General features: G+C 49.5%; 18 protein-coding genes. 10 read left to right on the top strand and 8 right to left on the bottom strand.

Going from position 1 to position 19,839, the window contains the following annotated elements:
• Window positions 1–17: 17 nt before the first annotated feature.
• Together argA and ACO0LH_RS12450 are read left to right on the top strand one after the other, a co-directional pair.
• Window positions 18–1,328, top strand: coding sequence for an amino-acid N-acetyltransferase (gene argA, locus ACO0LH_RS12455; RefSeq protein ID WP_422941407.1), 1,311 nt, complete (start codon window positions 18–20; stop codon window positions 1,326–1,328).
• 84 nt (window positions 1,329–1,412) lie between these two features.
• The gene (locus ACO0LH_RS12450; protein ID WP_110253792.1) at window positions 1,413–1,685 is read left to right on the top strand and encodes an oxidative damage protection protein; all 273 of its coding nucleotides are present in this window, start codon (window positions 1,413–1,415) and stop codon (window positions 1,683–1,685) included.
• Window positions 1,686–1,799: 114 nt separating this feature from the next.
• Here ACO0LH_RS12450 and rpiA read toward each other — a convergent pair whose 3' ends face one another.
• Entirely contained in the window at window positions 1,800–2,471 is a 672-nt protein-coding gene (rpiA, locus tag ACO0LH_RS12445; RefSeq protein ID WP_422941406.1) for a ribose-5-phosphate isomerase RpiA, read from the bottom strand.
• A gap of 93 nt (window positions 2,472–2,564) precedes the next feature.
• Window positions 2,565–3,572: a serine/threonine protein kinase gene (locus ACO0LH_RS12440; RefSeq protein ID WP_422941604.1), complete on the bottom strand. Its 1,008-nt coding sequence runs from the start codon at window positions 3,570–3,572 to the stop codon at window positions 2,565–2,567.
• Between the two features lie 110 nt (window positions 3,573–3,682).
• Here ACO0LH_RS12440 and ACO0LH_RS12435 point away from each other — a divergent pair, with 110 nt between their 5' ends.
• A complete protein-coding gene (locus ACO0LH_RS12435; RefSeq protein WP_422941405.1) occupies window positions 3,683–4,387 on the top strand; it encodes a UPF0149 family protein in 705 nt (234 codons plus the stop codon).
• Between the two features lie 123 nt (window positions 4,388–4,510).
• Window positions 4,511–4,765 (top strand): acyl-CoA-binding protein, encoded by a 255-nt coding sequence (locus tag ACO0LH_RS12430; RefSeq protein WP_422941404.1) that lies wholly within the window; start codon window positions 4,511–4,513, stop codon window positions 4,763–4,765.
• Here ACO0LH_RS12430 and ACO0LH_RS12425 read toward each other — a convergent pair.
• The gene (locus ACO0LH_RS12425) at window positions 4,755–5,720 is read right to left on the bottom strand and encodes a 2-hydroxyacid dehydrogenase (protein ID WP_422941402.1); all 966 of its coding nucleotides are present in this window, start codon (window positions 5,718–5,720) and stop codon (window positions 4,755–4,757) included. The two genes, ACO0LH_RS12430 and ACO0LH_RS12425, sit on opposite strands and share 11 nt — an antisense overlap.
• 454 nt (window positions 5,721–6,174) lie before the next feature.
• On the opposite strand from ACO0LH_RS12425, the gene fdxA reads away from it, so the two are divergent.
• Window positions 6,175–6,498 (top strand): ferredoxin FdxA, encoded by a 324-nt coding sequence (gene fdxA, locus ACO0LH_RS12420; protein ID WP_422941401.1) that lies wholly within the window; start codon window positions 6,175–6,177, stop codon window positions 6,496–6,498.
• 69 nt (window positions 6,499–6,567) lie between these two features.
• Complete coding sequence (locus tag ACO0LH_RS12415) at window positions 6,568–7,638, top strand: NAD(P)/FAD-dependent oxidoreductase (RefSeq protein ID WP_422941400.1); 1,071 nt, start codon at window positions 6,568–6,570, stop codon at window positions 7,636–7,638.
• A gap of 109 nt (window positions 7,639–7,747) precedes the next feature.
• On the opposite strand, the gene ACO0LH_RS12410 is transcribed toward ACO0LH_RS12415, so the two are convergent.
• Window positions 7,748–8,872, bottom strand: a complete 1,125-nt coding sequence (locus ACO0LH_RS12410; RefSeq protein ID WP_422941399.1) for an HD-GYP domain-containing protein — start codon at window positions 8,870–8,872, stop codon at window positions 7,748–7,750.
• Window positions 8,873–8,943: 71 nt separating this feature from the next.
• Window positions 8,944–13,236 carry a response regulator gene (locus ACO0LH_RS12405; RefSeq protein WP_422941398.1) on the bottom strand — a complete coding sequence of 1,431 codons (4,293 nt, stop codon included), beginning with the start codon at window positions 13,234–13,236 and terminating at the stop codon, window positions 8,944–8,946.
• A 529-nt stretch (window positions 13,237–13,765) separates the two neighbouring features.
• Between ACO0LH_RS12405 and ACO0LH_RS12400 the strand changes: the two genes are divergently transcribed.
• The 3 genes from ACO0LH_RS12400 (at window position 13,766) to nth (ending at window position 16,459) form a co-directional block, all read left to right on the top strand.
• Window positions 13,766–15,001 carry a polyhydroxyalkanoate depolymerase gene (locus tag ACO0LH_RS12400; RefSeq protein ID WP_422941397.1) on the top strand — a complete coding sequence of 412 codons (1,236 nt, stop codon included), beginning with the start codon at window positions 13,766–13,768 and terminating at the stop codon, window positions 14,999–15,001.
• Between the two features lie 115 nt (window positions 15,002–15,116).
• Window positions 15,117–15,815: an electron transport complex subunit RsxB gene (gene rsxB / locus ACO0LH_RS12395; RefSeq protein WP_422941396.1), complete on the top strand. Its 699-nt coding sequence runs from the start codon at window positions 15,117–15,119 to the stop codon at window positions 15,813–15,815.
• Entirely contained in the window at window positions 15,812–16,459 is a 648-nt protein-coding gene (gene nth, locus ACO0LH_RS12390; RefSeq protein WP_422941395.1) for an endonuclease III, read from the top strand. The genes rsxB and nth overlap by 4 nt, the downstream gene beginning before the upstream one ends.
• Before the next feature lie 60 nt (window positions 16,460–16,519).
• Here the strand turns inward: nth and ACO0LH_RS12385 are convergent, their stop codons facing one another.
• The gene (locus ACO0LH_RS12385) at window positions 16,520–17,107 is read right to left on the bottom strand and encodes a malonic semialdehyde reductase (protein ID WP_422941603.1); all 588 of its coding nucleotides are present in this window, start codon (window positions 17,105–17,107) and stop codon (window positions 16,520–16,522) included.
• A gap of 106 nt (window positions 17,108–17,213) precedes the next feature.
• On the opposite strand from ACO0LH_RS12385, the gene ACO0LH_RS12380 reads away from it, so the two are divergent.
• On the top strand, window positions 17,214–17,648 hold the full coding sequence (locus ACO0LH_RS12380) for a DUF1841 family protein (protein ID WP_422941394.1): 435 nt from the start codon (window positions 17,214–17,216) through the stop codon (window positions 17,646–17,648).
• 58 nt (window positions 17,649–17,706) lie between these two features.
• On the opposite strand, the gene bamC is transcribed toward ACO0LH_RS12380, so the two are convergent.
• A complete protein-coding gene (bamC, locus tag ACO0LH_RS12375) occupies window positions 17,707–18,870 on the bottom strand; it encodes an outer membrane protein assembly factor BamC (protein WP_422941393.1) in 1,164 nt (387 codons plus the stop codon).
• A 76-nt stretch (window positions 18,871–18,946) separates the two neighbouring features.
• Window positions 18,947–19,831 carry a 4-hydroxy-tetrahydrodipicolinate synthase gene (gene dapA / locus ACO0LH_RS12370; protein WP_422941392.1) on the bottom strand — a complete coding sequence of 295 codons (885 nt, stop codon included), beginning with the start codon at window positions 19,829–19,831 and terminating at the stop codon, window positions 18,947–18,949.
• Window positions 19,832–19,839 lie beyond the last annotated feature (8 nt).

Raw genomic sequence — 19,839 nt, 5'->3', positions numbered from 1 at the left:
CAGATTATAATTGGCAGATGGAAAATCCCGTTCAATTCGTTCAATGGTTGCGCTCGGTCGCACCGTATATTCATGCCTTTCGTGGCAAGACCTTTGTGGTCGCGTTTCCTGGCGAGCTCGTCATGGCAGGCGCACTGCCTGTGCTGGCACAGGATTTGTCGCTTTTGCATGCGCTTGGCATCAAAATCGTTATCGTGCATGGCTCGCGCCCGCAGGTGGCTGAGCAGTTGGCCTTGCGCAATGTCGAAGGACGATTCCACAATGGCATACGCATTACCGATACGGCTGGCCTGGAATGTTCAAAGGAAGCTGCTGGTGAATTGCGCCTCGATATTGAAGCTGCATTTAGCCAGGGCTTGCCAAATACACCAATGGCACACTCAGCCATACGTATCATTTCAGGCAATTTTGTCACGGCCAAACCCATAGGCATCGTTGGTGGTGTTGATTTTCAATTGACCGGTATTGCCCGCAAAGTTGCTTACGACACCATAGACCGCATTCTGGATGCTGGCAATCTGGTCTTGCTTGGTCCTTTGGGTTTTTCACCAACCGGCGAGTCCTTCAACCTGACGATGGAAGATGTAGCGGTCTCGGCTGCTACGGCCTTGCGTGCTGACAAATTAATTTTCATCACCGAAACACCAATGATGGTGGATCAGGATGATGATGAGATACGCGAATTGTCTTTTGTGCAGGCTGAGCAAGAACTAAAAGCCAGCTATTTACCAGCTGATTCTGCATTCTATCTTGAACACGCGATCAAGGCTTCACGTGGTGGCGTGCCACGGATACATATCGTTCCCTACAAGATGGATGGTTCTGCCCTGCTGGAGTTATTTACCCATGATGGCGTGGGTACCATGGTGTCTTCTGAAAACCTGGAAAGCCTGCGTGAGGCCACAATTGAAGATGTCGGCGGCATCATCAAACTGATAGAGCCATTGGAAGCCGATGGCACCTTGGTGAAACGCGGACGTGAACTGATAGAACGTGAGATCAATTACTTCTCTGTCATTGAGCATGATGGCGTCATTTTCGGCTGCGCAGCCCTATACCCTTTCCCATTCGAAAAAATGGCGGAAATGGCTTGCCTGACAGTCAACCCCGAAGTACAAAGCCAGGGTGACGGTGAAAGAATTTTGAAGCACATGGAAAAACGCGCCCGCCGTGCCGGCTTCCACAGCCTGTTTGTATTGACTACCCGTACTGCCCACTGGTTTTTGAAACGCGGCTTTGTCAGCGCTTCAGTGGATGATTTACCGAAAGACAGGCAAAAAATGTATAACTGGCAACGTAAATCCCTGGTGCTGGTCAAGCAACTCTAAGCAACTCTGGTTTGAAGGCCTTATAATTGAGCCCGTTTTGGTGCATTCAGCCAGTTTTAAAGATAGACAACAAGGAGCAACACCATGGCCCGTACGGTCCACTGCATTAAATTAGATAAAGAAGCTGAAGGCTTGGATTTTCCCCCTTACCCTGGTGAGTTGGGTAAAAGAATTTATGAAAGCGTGTCGAAAGAAGCCTGGGCTGCCTGGCTCAAGCATCAGACCATGCTGGTGAATGAAAACCGCTTGAATTTGGCCGATACCCGCGCACGCAAATATCTGGCTACCCAAATGGAAAAACATTTCTTCGGCGATGGTGCCGATGCAGCAACAGGCTATGTGCCACCAACAGAATAAGACATTGTCGTTTCTTCTTCGCACATAACAAACAACCCGCATGTGCGGGTTGTTTGTTATGTGCTTATCATTAATTTATCACTTATGCCTGCCTGCGTGTCTGTCTGTCACACATCAAAATTGCAAAGTCTTGACACCCTCGGCAGTACCTAGCAAACACACATTCGCGCCTTGTTGCGCAAACAGGCCAACGGTGACCACACCAACGATGTTGTTGATGGTCGTTTCCAGCGCCACTGGATCAGCAATCTGCAAACCATGCACATCCAGTATCATGTTGCCATTGTCAGTCAGCAGGGCTTGGTCGTCTTTCATGCGCAGCCGCGCATCACCACCCAGGGCATTCAGTTTTCGCGTTACCACGGCATGTGACATGGGAATCACTTCGACCGGCAACGGAAATTTGCCCAGCAGATTGACCAGTTTGGAACCGTCAGCAATACAAATAAATTTTTCTGCAACGGAAGCAACAATTTTCTCCCGCGTCAAAGCGGCACCGCCACCTTTGATCATCGCCCCTTGCGGTGTAATTTCGTCTGCCCCATCAATATAGACCGGCATGGAACTGACTTCATTCAAATCAAGTACAGTAATGCCGTGACTACGCAAGCGCGCTGCAGTCACCTCTGAAGAGGCAACGGCTGCCTTGATTTTATGTTTTATTTTTGCCAATTCATCAATGAAAAAATTGGCGGTTGAACCTGTGCCAACGCCAATAATGGCCTTTTCTGGCACATAAGTGATCGCCGCCTGGGCAACGGCCAGTTTCAATTCATCTTGCGTCATAATGCTTTTCCATCCTAGTTTTAAATTTGCCGAGATTTTACAGGATGAGACTGTCTACGAAGCGACTTCTCACGATAGCGAGCATAAATTTCATCATACCGGCCACAACGGTGGCTCATCCATCAAAGCGACCTGTTCGCGCAATTCCAGAATGCGGTCCTGCCAATATCGCTGCGTGTTAAACCAGGGGAAAGCCGCAGGAAATGCGGGATCATCCCAGCGCTGCGCCAGCCAGGCCGAATAATGGATCAGGCGCAAGGTACGCAAGGCTTCAATCAAGTAGAGCTGGCGCGGTTCGAATTCAAAAAAATCTTCGTACCCCGCCAGGATATCGCCGAGCTGCCCTTGCATTTCACTGCGGTCTCCCGATAACAGCATCCATAAATCCTGGATACCTGGCCCCATGCGGCTATCATCAAAATCAACAAAGTGCGGCCCGGCCTGGCTGCCAGATTCCAGCCACAATACATTACCCAGATGACAGTCGCCATGCAGGCGCAGTTGTTGCAGATCGCCGGCACGCGCAAAACTGCGTCGCACGCCATCCAGCGCCTGTTGACTGACACTTTGATAAGCAGCCAGCAAATCAGGGGGGATGAAGTCATGTTCAAGCAACCATGCACGCGGAATCTGCCCAAAATTTTCCGGATTCAGGGTTGGCCGCTCATGGAAGCTGGCGCAAGCACCTACGGCATGAATGCGGCCAATGAAACGCCCCAGCCATTCGAGTGTGGCAGAGTTACCGGTTTCAGGCGCCCTGCCGCTTTGTCTGGCAAACAGGGAATAGCGAAACCCCTGGTAATGGCGCAGGGTATGCCCTTCAGGGGCAGGCAAGGCAGCCACTACTGGAATTTCATGTGCTGATAATTCCTGCACAAAACCATGTTCTTCCTGTATCGCCGCATCAGACCAGCGCAAGGGACGATAAAACTTGGCAATCACCGGCACATCGTCTTCAATGCCGATCTGATAAACCCGGTTTTCATAGCTATTCAAGGCAATCATGCGGCCATCGCTGCGCAAACCGTTACTTTCAACGGCATCTAATACGAGCTCGGGTGTTAATCCGGCAAACGAAACTGGGTAAGTGATATCTGTCATGTCCACCATTGTACGTGGCGTCAGGCTGGTATAGCGCAAAAGTCCTGCACAGCCAGCAAACAAAGCGCTAAACTGCCGATATTTTCATATTTACCTTCAAGAGCCACACCATGCACCTCGACGAACCGCTAAGCGACAAAGAATTCAATGAACTCGACAAATTCCTGATGTCGGATAAGGTCGGTGATGATGGCATGACCATGGACGCCTTGCATGGCTATCTGACCGCCATTGCATTGGGACCGGAAATGATACCGATGGCAGAATGGCTGCCAGTAGTCTGGGGTCTGCCAGATGAAGGTGAACCGAAATTCAAGAATGACCAGGAAATGCAGCGCATTACTGGCCTGATCGCCCGTTTCATGAATGAGATACAAATCACTTTCGAGGTTGCGCCGCAAGAATATGAGCCGCTTTTTTGCATCATGGAACAAAATGGCAAAGAACTCATTGATGGCGAAACCTGGGCCTGGGGTTTTTGGGAAGGCATGCAATTGCGTGAAGAAGCCTGGGAAGCCGCTTGGGAATCCGAAGAAATCGGCCCCTTGCTGCAACCTATCTATTTGCTGGGCGCAGAAGAAATCGAAGAAGAAGAAATCAAATTTGTCGATACACCAGAAAAATGCCATCAACTGGCATTGACGCTGGAAGCATCCATCCCGACCATACGCCGCTTTTGGGCGCCGTTGCGCAAGTCTGGTGTCACTACCGTCAAGCGCGAGTCACCCAAAGTAGGCAGGAATGACCCCTGCCCTTGTGGTAGCGGCAAGAAATATAAATCCTGCTGTGGTGCCGAGCCGACTATTTTGCACTGACACTGGCGAATGACCTACGCGCTGGAAGAAAACCTCTAGCGCAAATCTGGGCGCACGGTTTGTCTTCATGCTATTTTTTGCGTCTTCCCGTTTTTTCTAACGATAACCGTACCGGAGACTACAATGAGCCTGCAAGACCAATTTACACTAGCGTTGGCCGATTCCAAAAACCTGCCAGAACGGCCGGACAATATGACATTGCTGAAAATCTATGCTTTGTTCAAACAAGGCAGCAATGGCGATGCCACTGGTGACCGTCCAGGCATGACCGATTTTGTCGGCCGTGCCAAATTCGACGCATGGGCAGACTTGAAAGGCAAGACGCAAGAAGCAGCCATGCAGGAATATGTGGATCTGATCAACTCCCTCAAGGATTAAGCCAGTCTGGCGGGTTTTGCCCGCTTAAACCGGCAATCAGGTTGTCTGCCGCCCGGTTCGCCATTGCTCTTCTGGTTGCTTCAGAAGCGCTGGCGATGTGCGGTGTCAGCACCACGTTTTTCAGCGTCAAAAAGTCAGAGTGGAATTTGGGTTCATTTTCGAACACATCCAGACCTGCTGCTGCAATACGCTTTTCGCGCAATGCCGCAATCAAAGCGACATCATCGACGATCCCGCCGCGCGCCAGATTCACCAGGGTGGCCGTGGGCTTCATCAGCTTCAGCTCTGCTTCACCTATCGTATGATGCGATGCCGCTGAATAGGGCAAAACAAGGATCACGTGATCGGCCTTGCCCAGCAACTCTTCCTTGCTTGCATATTGGGCATGATTGGCATGCAGTTCCTGCTCTGTACTGAGCCTGGACCGGTTGTGATAAATCACCTTCATATTGAAGCCCAAAGACCGCCTGGCGATGGCCTGCCCTATCCTGCCCATACCAATGATGCCCAGGGTAGAGCCATGCACATCGGGGCCAAGAAAATAATCATAACGCCATTTATTCCACTGTCCGCCACGCAACCAGTGCTCGGCTTCGGTGACCCTTCTGGCCGTTGCCATTAACAAGGCCCAGCCGAAATCGGCCGTGGTTTCATTTAACACCTCAGGTGTATTACTGGCTTTGACACCATGTGCGGTACATGCGGCAAGGTCAATATTGTCATAACCTACAGCCATGCTGGCGACCATCTTCAGATCTGGCAATTGTTGCAATAATTCTGTATTGATCCTGGCACTGGCCGTTGCCAGCGCACCAGCTTTACCTTTCAAGCGGGCCGCCAATTCAGATGGGGAGAAAATCACATCGTCCTGATTAGATTCGACTTCAAAATGGACGGATAAACGTTCAAGCACTTCTGGGAAAATAGCACGAACGACCAAAATTGCTGGTTTCATTAATTACCTCTTTAGTATTTTTCAGACAAGCAAAATCATGCGACAGGCATAGCCAGGTTTCAGCCTTTTTTCAGTTGCTTGCCTCGCGCGATCCGGATGGTCTACATAGTAACGTGTCTCCGCAGGTTTTTTTACGCGATTTAGGTGCCATCAATAATTTTCATCATGACAAGAAAAACTGTCACAATTTTCATAAGCGATGATGCATATCAAGCCAGGCCAGGTACGCATGGCGCATAATCAGGCATGCTGCATGCGGGGCGTCAGCGCATGTCACGGGAAATTACTTGACGCAGCTGTTTCACGCGACTGTATTTGCTTATGCGCAAACTATATAAGCCTGATTTGTGAGAACTGCTAAATTGCCTTAAAATACAAGGCTTTGCAGCTTTATGCCTGTTTTCAGCGCTTTTGCTGTGCTTAACCCCGAATTTTTAGTTTAGATTGGACTGTTATGACCCACGTTGTGACCGAATCCTGCATCCGCTGCCGTTATACCGATTGCGTTGATGTCTGCCCGGTGGACTGCTTTCGCGTTGGCCCCAATTTCCTGGTCATTGATCCGGATGAATGCATAGATTGTGCAGTCTGCGTTGCCGAATGCCCTGCCAATGCCATTTTTGCAGAAGAAGATGTGCCGGCAGATCAACAACAGTTCATCAAAATCAATGCTGACCTGACGCGTAAATGGCCTTCGATTACGAAGACCATCGCACCGCTGGCAGATGCTGATGACTGGAAAGACACGAAAGACAAATTGCAATATCTGGAGCGTTAATCCCGGCGTGACTCGCAATCGCATGGCGGCTCAATTCATTTTAAGCATTATCAGGAAACATCTCGTCGTATGGAAAACAAACAAACTAATCAGGCAACTGCTGTTATTGAAGCAGATGCTGTCATCATTGGTGCAGGCCCGGTTGGCCTGTTTCAAGTATTTGAATTGGGCTTATTGGAAATCAAAGCGCACGTCATTGATTCCCTCGCGGTTGTTGGCGGTCAGTGCGTAGAACTGTACCCTGACAAACCGATCTATGATATTCCAGCCGTACCTGTCTGTACCGGTCAGGAACTGACCGACAATCTGTTAAAGCAAATCGAGCCGTTTGAACCTACTTTCCATCTGGGTCAGGAAGTAACGCTGGTTGAACGCCGTGAAGATGGCCGCTTCAATCTCGAAACCTCGACAGGCACACGTTTTATTACCAAAACCATTTTCATTGCTGCCGGTGTGGGCTCATTCCAGCCACGCACATTAAAAGTGGAAGGCATAGAAGCCTTTGACAATAAACAGGTTTTCTATCGCGTTAAAGACCCCAGCCAGTTCCACGGTAAAAACCTGGTAATTTGCGGCGGCGGCGATTCTGCGCTGGACTGGGCATTGAATCTAGTTGGCAAGGCTGAATCTGTCGTGCTGTTACATCGCCGTGAAGATTTCCGTGCTGCACCGGCCTCTGTCGCCAAGATGAAAGAACTGTGCGACAACTATGAAATGCAGTTGACCATAGGCCAGGTAACCGGCATAGAAACCAAAGACGACGTACTGTCAGAAATCAAGGTCACCGGTGCTGATGGCGTAACACGCCGCATGCCACTCGATACCCTGCTGGTGTTCTTTGGTCTGTCACCAAAACTCGGCCCTATCGCCGAATGGGGTCTGGATATCGAACGCAAGCAATTGAAAGTGGTTAACACCGAGAAGTTCGAAACCAATGTACCTGGCATTTTCGCCGTTGGTGATATCAATACCTACCCAGGCAAGAAAAAACTGATCCTGTCCGGCTTCCATGAAGCTGCACTGGCAGCGTTTGGTGCTGCACCCTATATTTTCCCTGACAAGAAAATTCATATGCAGTACACCACCACCTCACCAAAACTGCACAAGATTTTGGGTGTGGAAACGCCGGTTTTCGATTAAAACCGCAGTCGGGACTGAGCAGAAAAAAAGCGCAAAGAAATTCTTTGCGCTTTTTTTTCGGACTGGTCTACGGCCCTGACTTTTGCATCACTCCCGCTTGGGCACATGATCAATTCAGGGGCACTTCACTGTCAGACTCCTTAAATTGATTCGCAATCTGACTGAATTCGTCGGTAATTTGCAGGAAGGCATCCAGGATATCCGGATCAAAATGACTGCCATGCCCCTTGCGCATGATGGAAATCGCTTCTTCGTGGCTAAATGCAGGCTTATAGACCCGTTTGGAGATCAGAGCATCATAGACATCTGCAACCGCCATCAAACGCGCAGAGACAGGAATGGCGTCACCCACGAGATTTTCAGGATAACCAGACCCATCCCACTTTTCCTGATGCGAATAAGTGATTTCACGGGCAAAACGCAAAAACTCGTTACTCTCCCCCAGATATTTTTCTACCGACAAAATGGTCTCGCGACCATAGACGGTATGCAGCTTCATGATTTCAAATTCGTCTGAAGTCAGCTTCTCTGGTTTCAGCAGAATGTTATCAGGTATGCCGACCTTGCCAATATCATGCAAAGGGGCTGATTTATACAGTAAATCTATGTTTTCATCGCTCAAGTCGTTGACGAAGCGTGGATGATTTTGCAAACGCCTGGCAAGCGCAGCCACATAATTCTGGGTACGGCGAATATGATTTCCGGTTTCGTTGTCGCGCGTTTCTGCCAGTGAAGCCATCGCCATGATAATGGCGTCCTGCATCTTGGCCAGTTTGCGGGTCCTGTCCTGCACCAGCGTTTCCAGATGCTTGTTCTGGTCCTGCAATAAATGCCGGGCGCGCACCAGGTTTAATTGTGTGGCTACACGTGCGAGGACGATAGGCGGGCTGATCGGTTTGCTGATGTAATCTACTGCCCCCAGGCGCAAACCCATTTCTTCATCCTGCACCTGACTTTTGGCCGTCAGAAAAATAATGGGTATATCTGCTGTGGAAGGGTCTGTTTTCAAACGGCGGCAAGTCTCATAGCCATCCATTTCCGGCATCATGACATCAAGCAGGATCAGGTCAGGCCCGGGTAGGCTGGAGGCAATTTGCAGCGCCTTCAAACCATTGGTCGCAATCTTGATTTTGTACTGATCCTTCAGCAAACCTGACAGCAGGGAAATATTATCTGGCGTGTCGTCAACAATCAGGACGACTTGCTTGGAATTATGATCGAATGCTTCATTCATCTCTGACCTCGACAGCAAGTAAATGACCCCGCATTCTTGCAGTGTCAGACAGCCCACAATGGCTCATTAAATCAAAGTATTTCATAACCGAGGTTTTTCGCGTTATTGCTTAATAAGGATAATGCCGCATCATAATCAAACTGCCTGACGGCCCGCATAATCTGCTTTTGCACCTCAACCCCAAATGCATTGGCAATGATTTCACCTGACTCTAACAGCAAGTCCACTGCCTCGCCATCGTAATCTCGCAACAGATTGCAACATTTGACCAGCAAATCCTGCATGGTATCGTGGTCGACAGCGACCAGCTCAGGCACTTTTACCTCTGATTTATTGTGTGCTTTTTCCAGCGCCAATACTTGGTCAATTGCAGCAATTGTTGCATAAAGTTTTTCTGCAGCTTCGTCGAGTACCGGGTTCAAAAGTGAGAGGTCAGCCTTATCGTGCAACATCTGCTCGAGTTCAGCCGCAAAAGGCTGTATTGTCTTGGCCCCTATCAGGCCGGCGACGCCCTTGAGGGTATGTGCAAGTCGCTCGGCCAGCAGACTGTCACCCTCACCCAGCGCCGTGCGAATATGATCAATGACATTGCGCTGGTCATCGCAAAACCGTGACAACAGCTCCAGATAAAATGAGCGGTTACCCAAAGTGCGACTAAGACCTTCTTCCACATCGATGCCATCGATCAACAGGGTATTACCGGCATCTTGTGCAGGCAATTGCACCATATCGAAATTATTACCCGATACATGATCCTGGCACCAGTGCGAAATGGCGTGATACAGCTCTTTGGGATTGATGGGCTTGGCCAGATGCGCATTCATGCCGGATGCAAAACATAATTCCCGCTCTTCTACCATCGCATGCGCCGTCATCGCCACGATAGGCAGTGCATCAAAACTATTGTCTGCGCGGATCAACCGTGTCGCCTCATGCCCATTCATCTCAGGCATCTGGACATCCATGAAAATCACCCCGTAATAATCAGGACCGGCACGACGCAAAGTGTCGATGGCAATCTTGCCGTTATCGGCGATATCGACAGCGATACCCGCAGCTTCCATCAACTCCCGCGCAATCTGCTGGTTAATCTCATTATCTTCCACCAGCAAGACCCGCAGATCAGTGTATTTCGGCACCAGCGCACCATGATTGCTCGGTATGGTGTAATTGGTACTGGAAAATAATTCGACCATGCAATCAACCAGGGTTGACGCATTGACCGGCTTGGTCAGGAATCCATCAGGCAAGGCGATATCGTCACGATAACTGACCTCTTCCCGGCCATGTGCACTGACCAGCACTGTCAGTGGTATCGGCTGCAATGATCCATCCCGCTTGAGATAGGTAATTAACTCCAGGCCATCCATTTCCGGCATGCGTAAATCTGTAAACAACACGCCATACGGCCTGGTGTGATTGCATTCGCGCACTGCATCCAATGCCGCTGCACCGCTGGTGACCACATCGATTTCGACAGGCAATTCAGAAAGTATTTCTTTTAGTATTTCCGCTGCGGCTTCATTATCATCAACAATCAGCAAACGCATGCCATTGATGGCACCCGGCACCACTTGTCGCTGGACGACAGGCTGAGCGATACCAAACCAGCCGGTAAAATGCACGCAGGTGCCAGTTCCAGCCTGGCTGCTCAGTGCGATTTCACCTCCCATCAATTCCACCATACCCTTGGAAATAGACAGACCCAGACCAGTGCCGCCAAATTTACGCGTAGTGGATTCGTCGGCTTGACTGAAGGGGCGGAACAATTTATCTGACTGTTCTTCACTCATGCCTATGCCAGTGTCACGCACTTCAAATTTCAGCTTAACCTTGCCGTTCAACATTTCCAGCATCTTGCAGGTGACGTAAATTTCACCTTTTTCGGTGAACTTGATGGCGTTATTGATGAGGTTGATCAATACCTGACCCAGTCGCAAAGGATCACCATTCAGATACCTTGGTATATCCGGCGGAGCGCGGAACAGAAATTCCAGACCTTTTTCATCCGCCTTGTCTGTCGTGACAGCAGAAATATTATTGAGCACATCATCGAGATTGAAATCGACCTGTTCAATATTTAACTTACCCGCTTCGATTTTTGAAAAATCCAGAATGTCGTTAATAATCCCCAAGAGGGAGATACCCGCTTTGTGGATTTTTTCGACATAATCTTTTTGCTTGGCATTCAAATCTGTCCTTAAAGCCAGATGTGCCATGCCAATAATTGCATTCATGGGTGTGCGTATTTCGTGACTCATGTTCGCCAGGAACATGGATTTCGCTTCCGTCGTTTCTTCTGCGTGGCGACGCGCCATTTCTGCTTCTTTCAGCTCATTTTGCATTTGCAGGGTTTGCAGGCGTATCTGCTCTGCCATGCTTTCCTTGAGCTGGGATTCCAACAATTTTCTTTGTGTGATGTCCGATACAAAGGACAGGGTCGCAGGTCGACCTTCCCAGTCGATCATGACTGCCGACAACTCCACCCAGATCAGTGCGCGGGTGCTGTGATTCTCAACGCGAAAATGATAATACTGCTCGACCACTTCACCACGCAGGCGGCGCGTGTGATGATCAATGACCATGGGTCGGTCTTCGGGATAAATCGCCGTGATAAATGAAATCTGCCCCAATTCTTCTGCAGAATAACCTGTCAAACTTTGTACGCGCGGATTGGCAAATACAATCAGGCCATCCTGCACCACCAGGATACCCTCGGTGACATTGTTGATCAGTTGACGGTAATGCTGCTCGGATTTACTGAGGTCTGCTTCCAGTTTGCGGCGTGCTGAAATATCCATTACCACCCACACCGTACCGTGGTTCAGGTTATTTTTATCAACCGCTCGCCCGGAAAAATGTACCCAGAAAACATCGCCATCGCTGCGACACATCTTGAGTTCAGTCTCATAGGCTTCCCCTCTGAGTACAGATTGATTGACTGCGGCACCTGACTCCAGATAGGCCTCGCGCGACTCATAAAACGGTTCCAGCGAGGAACCCAGCACCTGGCTGCGCTCAACACCAAAAATCTGGCACAAAGGTGTATTTACCCACTGCACACGGCCCTGGTTATTCAGGAACACCATACCGACAATGGAATTCTCCAGTATGGTTTCACGCTCTGCCAGTATGCGTTTTAACTCATCTTCCAGTTGCCTGCGCTCGACCATGCCACGCTCTGCCATGCGTCGAGCGAGTTCAGCTTCTTTTAACTCATTTCTGATATGCAGAGTCTGCACATGCACCCGGGTTGCCAGCCCTTGCGCCTTGGCGAACAAATCGAGGTAGCGCTTTTGTTCGTTGTAAGCTTCCTTCCAGTCTTCGAGCTCGGTAAAAATCTCAGATAGTTCCTTAATTGCCCTCAATGGCATGTAGATATAACCGTTACCACCAATTTCACTGACGGCAAAACGCAGATCGCGTATCGCCTCAGGATAACGTTTATGACAACGGTGCAAATGGCCGCTGACCCACCAGCTATAGGGCTTCAGATGTTTATCTTCAAAACTGTCGAGCAGGCTCATGGCTGTGGCGCTGAGCTTGTCGGCCTCTTCGAGCTGCCCGCGCATTGCCAGCGTATAAGCCGCTACCGACAGGCAGAAAGTCCTGCTGGCATTGTCTGAATTCTGTCCGCTTTTGATATCGCCTATATAGGTGGCAATGGTTTGATAGGCGTCTTCATACTTGTCCAGTGATACCTTGCACAAGGCCAGCATGGTGGACACAAACGGTGCCAGCCAGCGTTCGGTTGAGTTGATGGCAATATCACGGGCTTCCTGCAATAAAATTTCTGCGTCTTCTGCATTGCCACTGACATAGAAAATTTCACCCAGGTTGGCCGTAACCTGCGCCACCCGGTTGGGTATCTGCAATGCCCGTGCATCATTCAGGGCTGTGTAGAAATGGCGTATCGCTTCTTCGGTATAGCCCAACTCTTGAGACAAGATGCCAAGAGTGTTATAAACCACGATGGAAACACGGCTGACGCGCATGCGCAGGGCCGGCACGATGCGTGCGTGGCAAAGTGCGTAGGCTTCCTGTATCTGGCCACGTCTACGCCATACGGCAACGGTGCCGAACAGGGCAAATGCCATACCTTCATATTCATCTACGGACTCAAAAAGCGTCGCTGCACGCTCAAATACAGGCGCTGCCGCCTCCATGTCACCATCAAAGTAATTGGCGAAGGCATCAATCAGATCCGCAGCGATGACTGCCGCAGGGTTCGCCCTGACCTGTTCCTGCTGACGCATTTCAGCAGCAATCTTACGACCATCTGCTGGTGTGTCGCGCATCAAATCCAGTGCATCGAGACAACGATCGCGCCAGTGAATTTCTGTTGGGGAACTGTCTTTACTCATTCTGCTCGGCTCTTCAGAAAGAAATGATGCAATCAAAAAATGGAGCCTGACTTCGTATCAGTACCCGTTATCTACTTCTGCATCTGGATGCGGTTTACAATTTTTATTCCAGTCGATTACCAACATGAACAGGATATTTTCAAAACAGGCCCATGTCGGACGTATTGAAAATTTCCTGATCTGTCGCCGCATCTGCACTCTCGACATGCTGCAATCGCAGATTAAAATTTGCGAATTCAGAGCATCTTGTATTTATACCAGCAGATGCCTTGTCTATTTTCTCAAAATAGCTTGAATCCCAAGTTTTCCACAAGAAAGCATTGCACATAAATCAATAATTTAACATTAATTCACACCAACAAGTTACGCAATTGTTCTGCTCAGCCACAAATTTTTAAAACTGGTTTATGATGCATTGCAACAGTCCGACTTAAGTGTTTTTTTAAGCTTATAAATCCTCTGCGCATTTCAGCAACAGTGGTTCTGTCGTCAGAAATGGATTAATGGCACCTTATTCGAAAGATTCACTATGCTTTATCAACTTCACGAGCTCAATCGCGCTTTTCTGAACCCCTTGACACAATGGGCAGAAGCGTCATCAAAATTGTTCACTAATCCGGTGTCCCCTTTTGCACACACACCTTATGCGCAACGGATAGCGGCTGGTTACGAACTCTTATTTCGCTTGGGTAAAGATTACGAAAAACCTGAATTTGGCATTACCACAACAACCATAGACAAACAAGTTGTTGAAGTCGCGCAAAGCACTGCCGTCATCAAACCGTTCTGCAAATTATTGCACTTCAAAAAAGTATTGAGCGACAAAGAACTGGCAAAGCTTGATCATCCCAAGGTGTTGCTGGTAGCGCCTTTGTCCGGTCACCATGCTACGCTGCTGCGCGACACGGTTCGCGGCCTGCTGCCCAATCATGATGTATATATCACCGACTGGACCGATGCACGCATGGTGCCTTTGTCTGCCGGGCCTTTCCACCTGCATGATTATATTTATTACGTACGCGATTTCATCCATTACCTGGGTGCAGATACCCACGTGATTTCGGTTTGCCAGCCTACGGTACCGGTGCTGGCTGCCATTTCCTTGATGGCAACGGCGAAAGACCCCTTGCTGCCAAAAACCATGACATTGATGGGTGGCCCGATAGACCCGCGCAAATCACCTACGCAAGTCAACAACCTGGCGACGGAAAAGAAATTCTCATGGTTTGAAAATACCGTGATTTATAGTGTGCCGGCAAATTACCCTGGTTATGGCCGCAAGGTGTACCCAGGTTTCTTGCAACACACTGGCTTCGTCGCAATGAACCCTGATCGTCATGCACAAAGCCATTGGGATTTCTATCAGCACCTGATACAGGGTGATGATGAATCGGCTGAACAGCATCGCAAGTTCTACAATGAATACAATGCCGTTCTGGATATGCCGGCAGAATACTATCTGGAAACCATCAAGGGTGTATTCCAGGAATTCCGTCTGCCGACCGGTACGTGGGAAGTGGAAGGCAAGCTCGTCAAGCCGCAAGACATCAAAACCGTGGCCTTGTTCACGGTGGAAGGTGAGCTGGATGACATTTCCGGGCCGGGCCAAACCCAGGCCGCACATGACCTGTGCAGCAATATTCCCGCCAGCATGAAGCAGGATTATGTAGCACCTGGCTGCGGGCATTACGGGATTTTCTCTGGCCGCCGCTGGCGCGATATTATTTGCCCGAAAATTGGTGAGTTCATCAAGGCGCATTCCTGATAAGTTACTACCACCTCTCTAAAGCCATTGCTCAGTCAAGCAATGGCTTTTTTATTTGTGGTCGTCCGGCTTTGCGAGGATAATCACGCCTCTCTACTGCTTTTTGTGATTCCCCGTGCCACACACTCTTGCCGATCAGCTTGAAGACGCGCTACCGCAAACCCAATGCACCAAATGCGGTTACCCTGCCTGTCGCCCCTATGCGGAAGCAATTGCCGGCGGAGAAGCTAATTACAATCAGTGCCCACCAGGTGGTGAAGAAGGCGTAAAGCGCCTGGCAAGCATTCTGGGCAAACCTGTCATTGCGCTGGACACCAGCCACGGCATGGAACGTGAACGCCCTGTCGCCCTGATCGAAGAAGCCTATTGCATAGGCTGCACCTTGTGCATCCAAGCCTGCCCGGTCGATGCGATTATTGGTGCACCCAAGCAGATGCATACCATCATCAGCGACCTGTGCACCGGCTGCGATCTTTGCGTTGCCCCCTGCCCTGTCGATTGCATCAGCATGGTGTCTGTTACCCCTGGCAAAACTGGCTGGGCTGCCTGGAACGAAAACCAGGCCGACCAGGCTCGTGCGCAATTCCATTTCAGGCAGCAACGTTTATTACGGGAAAAACAGGAAAATGATGATCGTCTGGCGGCCAAAGCAGCGGAAAAACTGGTCGCGCTGGAAGCGGAACCCGCCTTGAACGCAGAAGAAATCGCCAGTAAAGAACGCAAGAAAGCCATCATTGCAGCCGCCATAGAAAGAGCAAGACTGCAAAAATTGCAGGCATCCAGGGATCATCAAGCAGAGGAAAAACCGGAATGAACGCAGCAAAACGCCACGAAATATTTTCTCGCCTGCAAAAGCAAAACCCGCATCCAACGACTGAACTGGAATATACAACGCCGTTTGAATTATTGATTGCCGTCCTGCTGTCCGCACAAGCCACGGACGTATCGGTCAACAAAGCGACCAAAATACTGTACCCGATTGCCAATACGCCTGAGCAAATCCATGCGCTGGGGGTAGATGGCCTGATTCCCTATATCCAGACAATAGGCTTGTTTCGCACCAAGGCAAAAAATGTTATTGAGACTTGCCGTATTTTGATGACAGAACATGGCAGCGAAGTGCCAAAATCACGCGAAGCCCTGGAAGCCCTGCCCGGCGTTGGCAGAAAAACTGCCAACGTCGTCATGAACACTGCCTTTGGTGAACCTACCATCGCCGTAGACACACATATCTTTCGCGTATCCAACCGTACCGGCCTGGCACCGGGTAAAAACGTCGATATCGTCGAAGCAAAGCTGATGAAATTCGTGCCCGCAGAATTCCGGCAGGATGCCCATCACTGGCTGATTTTGCACGGACGCTATACCTGCATCGCCAGAAAACCCAAATGCTGGAATTGCATGATTGCTGATTTGTGCGAATTCAAGCAAAAAACACCTTTGCCAGAAACCGTGTAAAGATTTTTGCTCACCAGGGCCATGAATATTTAGGTCCTGGCAGGTCAGCTACGCAGCCGCTCAGACGATTTTACAAGCCTCGTCAAATGCCAGACGTGGAGAGCGTGCGAACAGCTTGCTGGCGTCGCCATATCCGAGGTTACAGATGAAATTGACCTTGACTGTAGTACCGGCAAAGAAGCTGGCATTGAGTTTGTCTGCATCAAAACCTGACATAGGGCCGCAATCAAGACCGACAGCACGTGCTGCCAGCATCAGGTAAGCGCCCTGCAAGGAAGAATTGCGGAAAGCTGTCGCATCGATTGCAGCCTGATTACCGGCAAACCACGAGCGCGCATCGGCATGCGGAAAAAGTTGTGGCAATTTTTCGTAAAACTCCATATCCATGCCGATGATGACAGTGACAGGTGCAGTTTTGGTTTTTTCTGCATTTCCAGCTGACACGCATGCCAGCAGTTTTTCTTTTTCTGCCTCAGACCTGACAAATACCAGGCGTGCAGGCGAGCAATTGGCCGAGGTTGAGCCCCACTTCATCAGATCATAAATCCCTTGCAACTGTGCATCAGTCACAGGCTTGTCCAACCAGGCATTGTGGGTGCGTGCGTCAGTAAATAATGTATCCAGCGATTCTTTTGATAACATGGGGATTCCCTTTCAAGTAATCGGTGGATAATAACCGAAGTCAGCGAAAGCTTCAGAGCAGGCTCGGAAAATACCTTTTACAATAGGCGCACTTTTTATTTCGGACTGATTCATGTTCACCCCCAGCCAGCACGATGTACGCCGTTTCTTTTGCGATACCTTCCGCAAAAGCCGTGAAAACCTCATATTGACACCACTGGAAATCATTGCAGCAGACTGGATAAGCCAGCACCCGGAATACGATGTCGCGCTCAGTGATGTGGAAGCGGCACTGGAGGCCAGTTACCCAGTTGATCAAGGTCAAAGCAACCCCTTCCTGCATTTATCCATGCATTTATCGATTGCCGAGCAGATTTCCGTTGATCAGCCACCCGGTGTGCGTCAGGCATTTCAGATACTGAGCAGGAAAAACAATTCCGCGCATGAAGCACACCATGAAATCATGGAATGCCTGGGGGAAATGATATGGAACTCGCAAAGAACAGGACTGCCGCCGGACGGTCAAGCTTATATCGAAGCCTTGAAAAAACGTTGCAGCCAGATTTAAGTTAAGGCATTGACGAAAAAAAGCGAGACCGCAGTCTCGCTTTTTTGTATTGCACAGCTTATTTCAATTGATCATTCAGCAATTGCAGGATTTTCTCTGCCACTGGCGAAGAATCGACCTTGCCATCGCTACCGTGGACGGAGACATGGCTGACTTCACCATTTGCTGCATTTTTAACCAGAATGCGGTATTTTTGCGCATTCTTGGCAGTATCACTGGAAGAGCCGAACGAGAACAACCTGGAGAAGAAGCCTTCGCTTGCTCCCTTGGTTTTAGCATCAATGTCCTGATCGATATAACGGACAAAATACAGACCCTGTGAACGATCCCTGTCTTCCACTGTAAAGCCGATGCGATCCAGCGCTAGGCCAACACGACGCCATGAACGGTCAAATGCCTCATCCACTTCAACGTAGGTCGTACCATCTGCTTTCAACAATTGTGAACGCGCCTTGGCTGGTGCACCAGGCGTGGCCACTGCAACCTTAGCTTTTTCGCCGTCAGAACCCAGGCGCACCATCAGGCGCGACAAAAATTCAGCTTCCAGACCTGGGTCGGGAGCACGTGGTGTCCATACGGTACTATCTTTTTGAGAACCAACCAATACTTCTTGCGCACCGCGGTGGCTGATATAAATTTCTACTTCGCCGTTCGCACCACGTTCAATGCGTGTGCGGAATTTATCACGCTCACCGGTTGAATACAGGGAATCAAGCACTTTACCCAAGGTATTGCGGATCAGATCCTGAGGGATTTTTGCGCGATTTTCTGCCCAATCGGTTTCCATCACGCCGGCTTCCTGATTTTCAACATTGATCAGGAAACCAAGTTCTTGCCAAAAATCTTTCAACTGCGGCCACAAGGCTTCAGGCGTATCTTTCACGACCAGCCAACGCTGAGAACCACTGCGCTCTATGCGCATGCTATTTACCTGATTAGGTGCAACTGCAGCGCCGGCAGTCACCACTTTATTGCCTTTTTCAAGATTGTACGCAGAAGCAGTCGCACTACTCTTGTTGGCTTCAGGGATGGAAAAACGGTTATCGCGTCGAATTTGCGTCAAATCAGGCGGCACCTCCAGGGATGCGGTCGTCGCCTTACTAGCACTTCTATAGTCAATCCGGTTAGGTTCAAGAATATTAGTGATAGAACTACAGCCAGTCAAACCTGCCAGTGCCAGAGCACCGATGATCCCGTTTTTAGCAACAAAGCTTTTTGCCATGTGAAAGTCCCTACGATTTATTATCAATTAAAACTACGTGAAGCAAACAGATAGTGTCACTACCAGTTCAGGGGGGTCATTGTAATACACCTGATTCGCGCAAGGCTGCACGAACGGTTTCATGATATTGCTCAGCCATCGGCACCAGAGGCAAACGAATGCCTGTTGGTATCAATCCCATCTCTACCATTGCCCATTTCACCGGCAAAGGATTTGGCTCGACAAATAATTTATTATGCAAAGGCAACATGCGATTATTGATCGCAATCGCGCCTTTGATGTCACCAGCAATGGCGGCTGCACATAATTCATGCATTGCTTTTGGTGCAACATTGGCAGTCACAGAGATATTACCAGCACCGCCACAGAGCATCAACGCCATGGCAGTTGCATCATCGCCCGAATAAACTGCAAAAGACGCCGGTGCCAGGCGAATCAGGTCAGTACCACGGGCAATATTACCTGTCGCGTCTTTAACACCAATAATGCCAGGCACTTGTGCCAGACGCAGTATGGTTTCGTTAGACATATCGGCAACTGTCCTGCCTGGCACATTATACAAAATGACAGGTATATCAACGGATTCAGCAATTTTCTTGAAATGCTGGTACATGCCTTCCTGGGTAGGACGATTGTAATACGGCACTACCTGCAAAGAAGCATCTGCCCCGGCTTGCTTGGCAAAATGGGTCAGTGCAATGGCTTCTTCAGTAGAATTACCGCCAGAACCGGCGATGATGGGAATGCGTTTATTGGTATGTTCAACTGCAACACGAATTAATTCGCAGTGTTCTTCTACGGTAACTGTCGGCGATTCGCCCGTTGTTCCCACAATAACGATGCCATCCGTACCTTCGGCAATATGCCAATCTATCAATTTGCGCAAACAAGGCAAATCAAGACTGCCATCTGCATGCATGGGGGTTACGATCGCAACCAGACTACCCTGAATCTTTGTCATGTTAATGC

The organism is Undibacterium sp. TJN19, assembly GCF_049339485.1.
GTDB lineage: Bacteria > Pseudomonadota > Gammaproteobacteria > Burkholderiales > Burkholderiaceae_D > Undibacterium.
This window is presented reverse-complemented; position numbering and strand designations above follow the sequence as displayed.

Bases quoted from the DNA above. Each gene is read 5' to 3' on its own strand.
- ACO0LH_RS12405 (WP_422941398.1), bottom strand. From the start codon at position 13,236: ATGAGTAAAGACAGTTCCCCAACAGAAATTCACTGGCGCGATCGTTGT.
- ACO0LH_RS12435 (WP_422941405.1), top strand. From the start codon at position 3,683: ATGCACCTCGACGAACCGCTAAGCGACAAAGAATTCAATGAACTCGAC.
- ACO0LH_RS12415 (WP_422941400.1), top strand. From the start codon at position 6,568: ATGGAAAACAAACAAACTAATCAGGCAACTGCTGTTATTGAAGCAGAT.
- bamC (WP_422941393.1), bottom strand. From the start codon at position 18,870: ATGGCAAAAAGCTTTGTTGCTAAAAACGGGATCATCGGTGCTCTGGCA.
- ACO0LH_RS12430 (WP_422941404.1), top strand. From the start codon at position 4,511: ATGAGCCTGCAAGACCAATTTACACTAGCGTTGGCCGATTCCAAAAAC.
- fdxA (WP_422941401.1), top strand. From the start codon at position 6,175: ATGACCCACGTTGTGACCGAATCCTGCATCCGCTGCCGTTATACCGAT.
- ACO0LH_RS12440 (WP_422941604.1), bottom strand. From the start codon at position 3,572: ATGACAGATATCACTTACCCAGTTTCGTTTGCCGGATTAACACCCGAG.
- rpiA (WP_422941406.1), bottom strand. From the start codon at position 2,471: ATGACGCAAGATGAATTGAAACTGGCCGTTGCCCAGGCGGCGATCACT.
- ACO0LH_RS12450 (WP_110253792.1), top strand. From the start codon at position 1,413: ATGGCCCGTACGGTCCACTGCATTAAATTAGATAAAGAAGCTGAAGGC.
- ACO0LH_RS12425 (WP_422941402.1), bottom strand. From the start codon at position 5,720: ATGAAACCAGCAATTTTGGTCGTTCGTGCTATTTTCCCAGAAGTGCTT.
- ACO0LH_RS12400 (WP_422941397.1), top strand. From the start codon at position 13,766: ATGCTTTATCAACTTCACGAGCTCAATCGCGCTTTTCTGAACCCCTTG.
- argA (WP_422941407.1), top strand. From the start codon at position 18: ATGGAAAATCCCGTTCAATTCGTTCAATGGTTGCGCTCGGTCGCACCG.
- ACO0LH_RS12410 (WP_422941399.1), bottom strand. From the start codon at position 8,872: ATGAATGAAGCATTCGATCATAATTCCAAGCAAGTCGTCCTGATTGTT.
- ACO0LH_RS12380 (WP_422941394.1), top strand. From the start codon at position 17,214: ATGTTCACCCCCAGCCAGCACGATGTACGCCGTTTCTTTTGCGATACC.
- dapA (WP_422941392.1), bottom strand. From the start codon at position 19,831: ATGACAAAGATTCAGGGTAGTCTGGTTGCGATCGTAACCCCCATGCAT.
- nth (WP_422941395.1), top strand. From the start codon at position 15,812: ATGAACGCAGCAAAACGCCACGAAATATTTTCTCGCCTGCAAAAGCAA.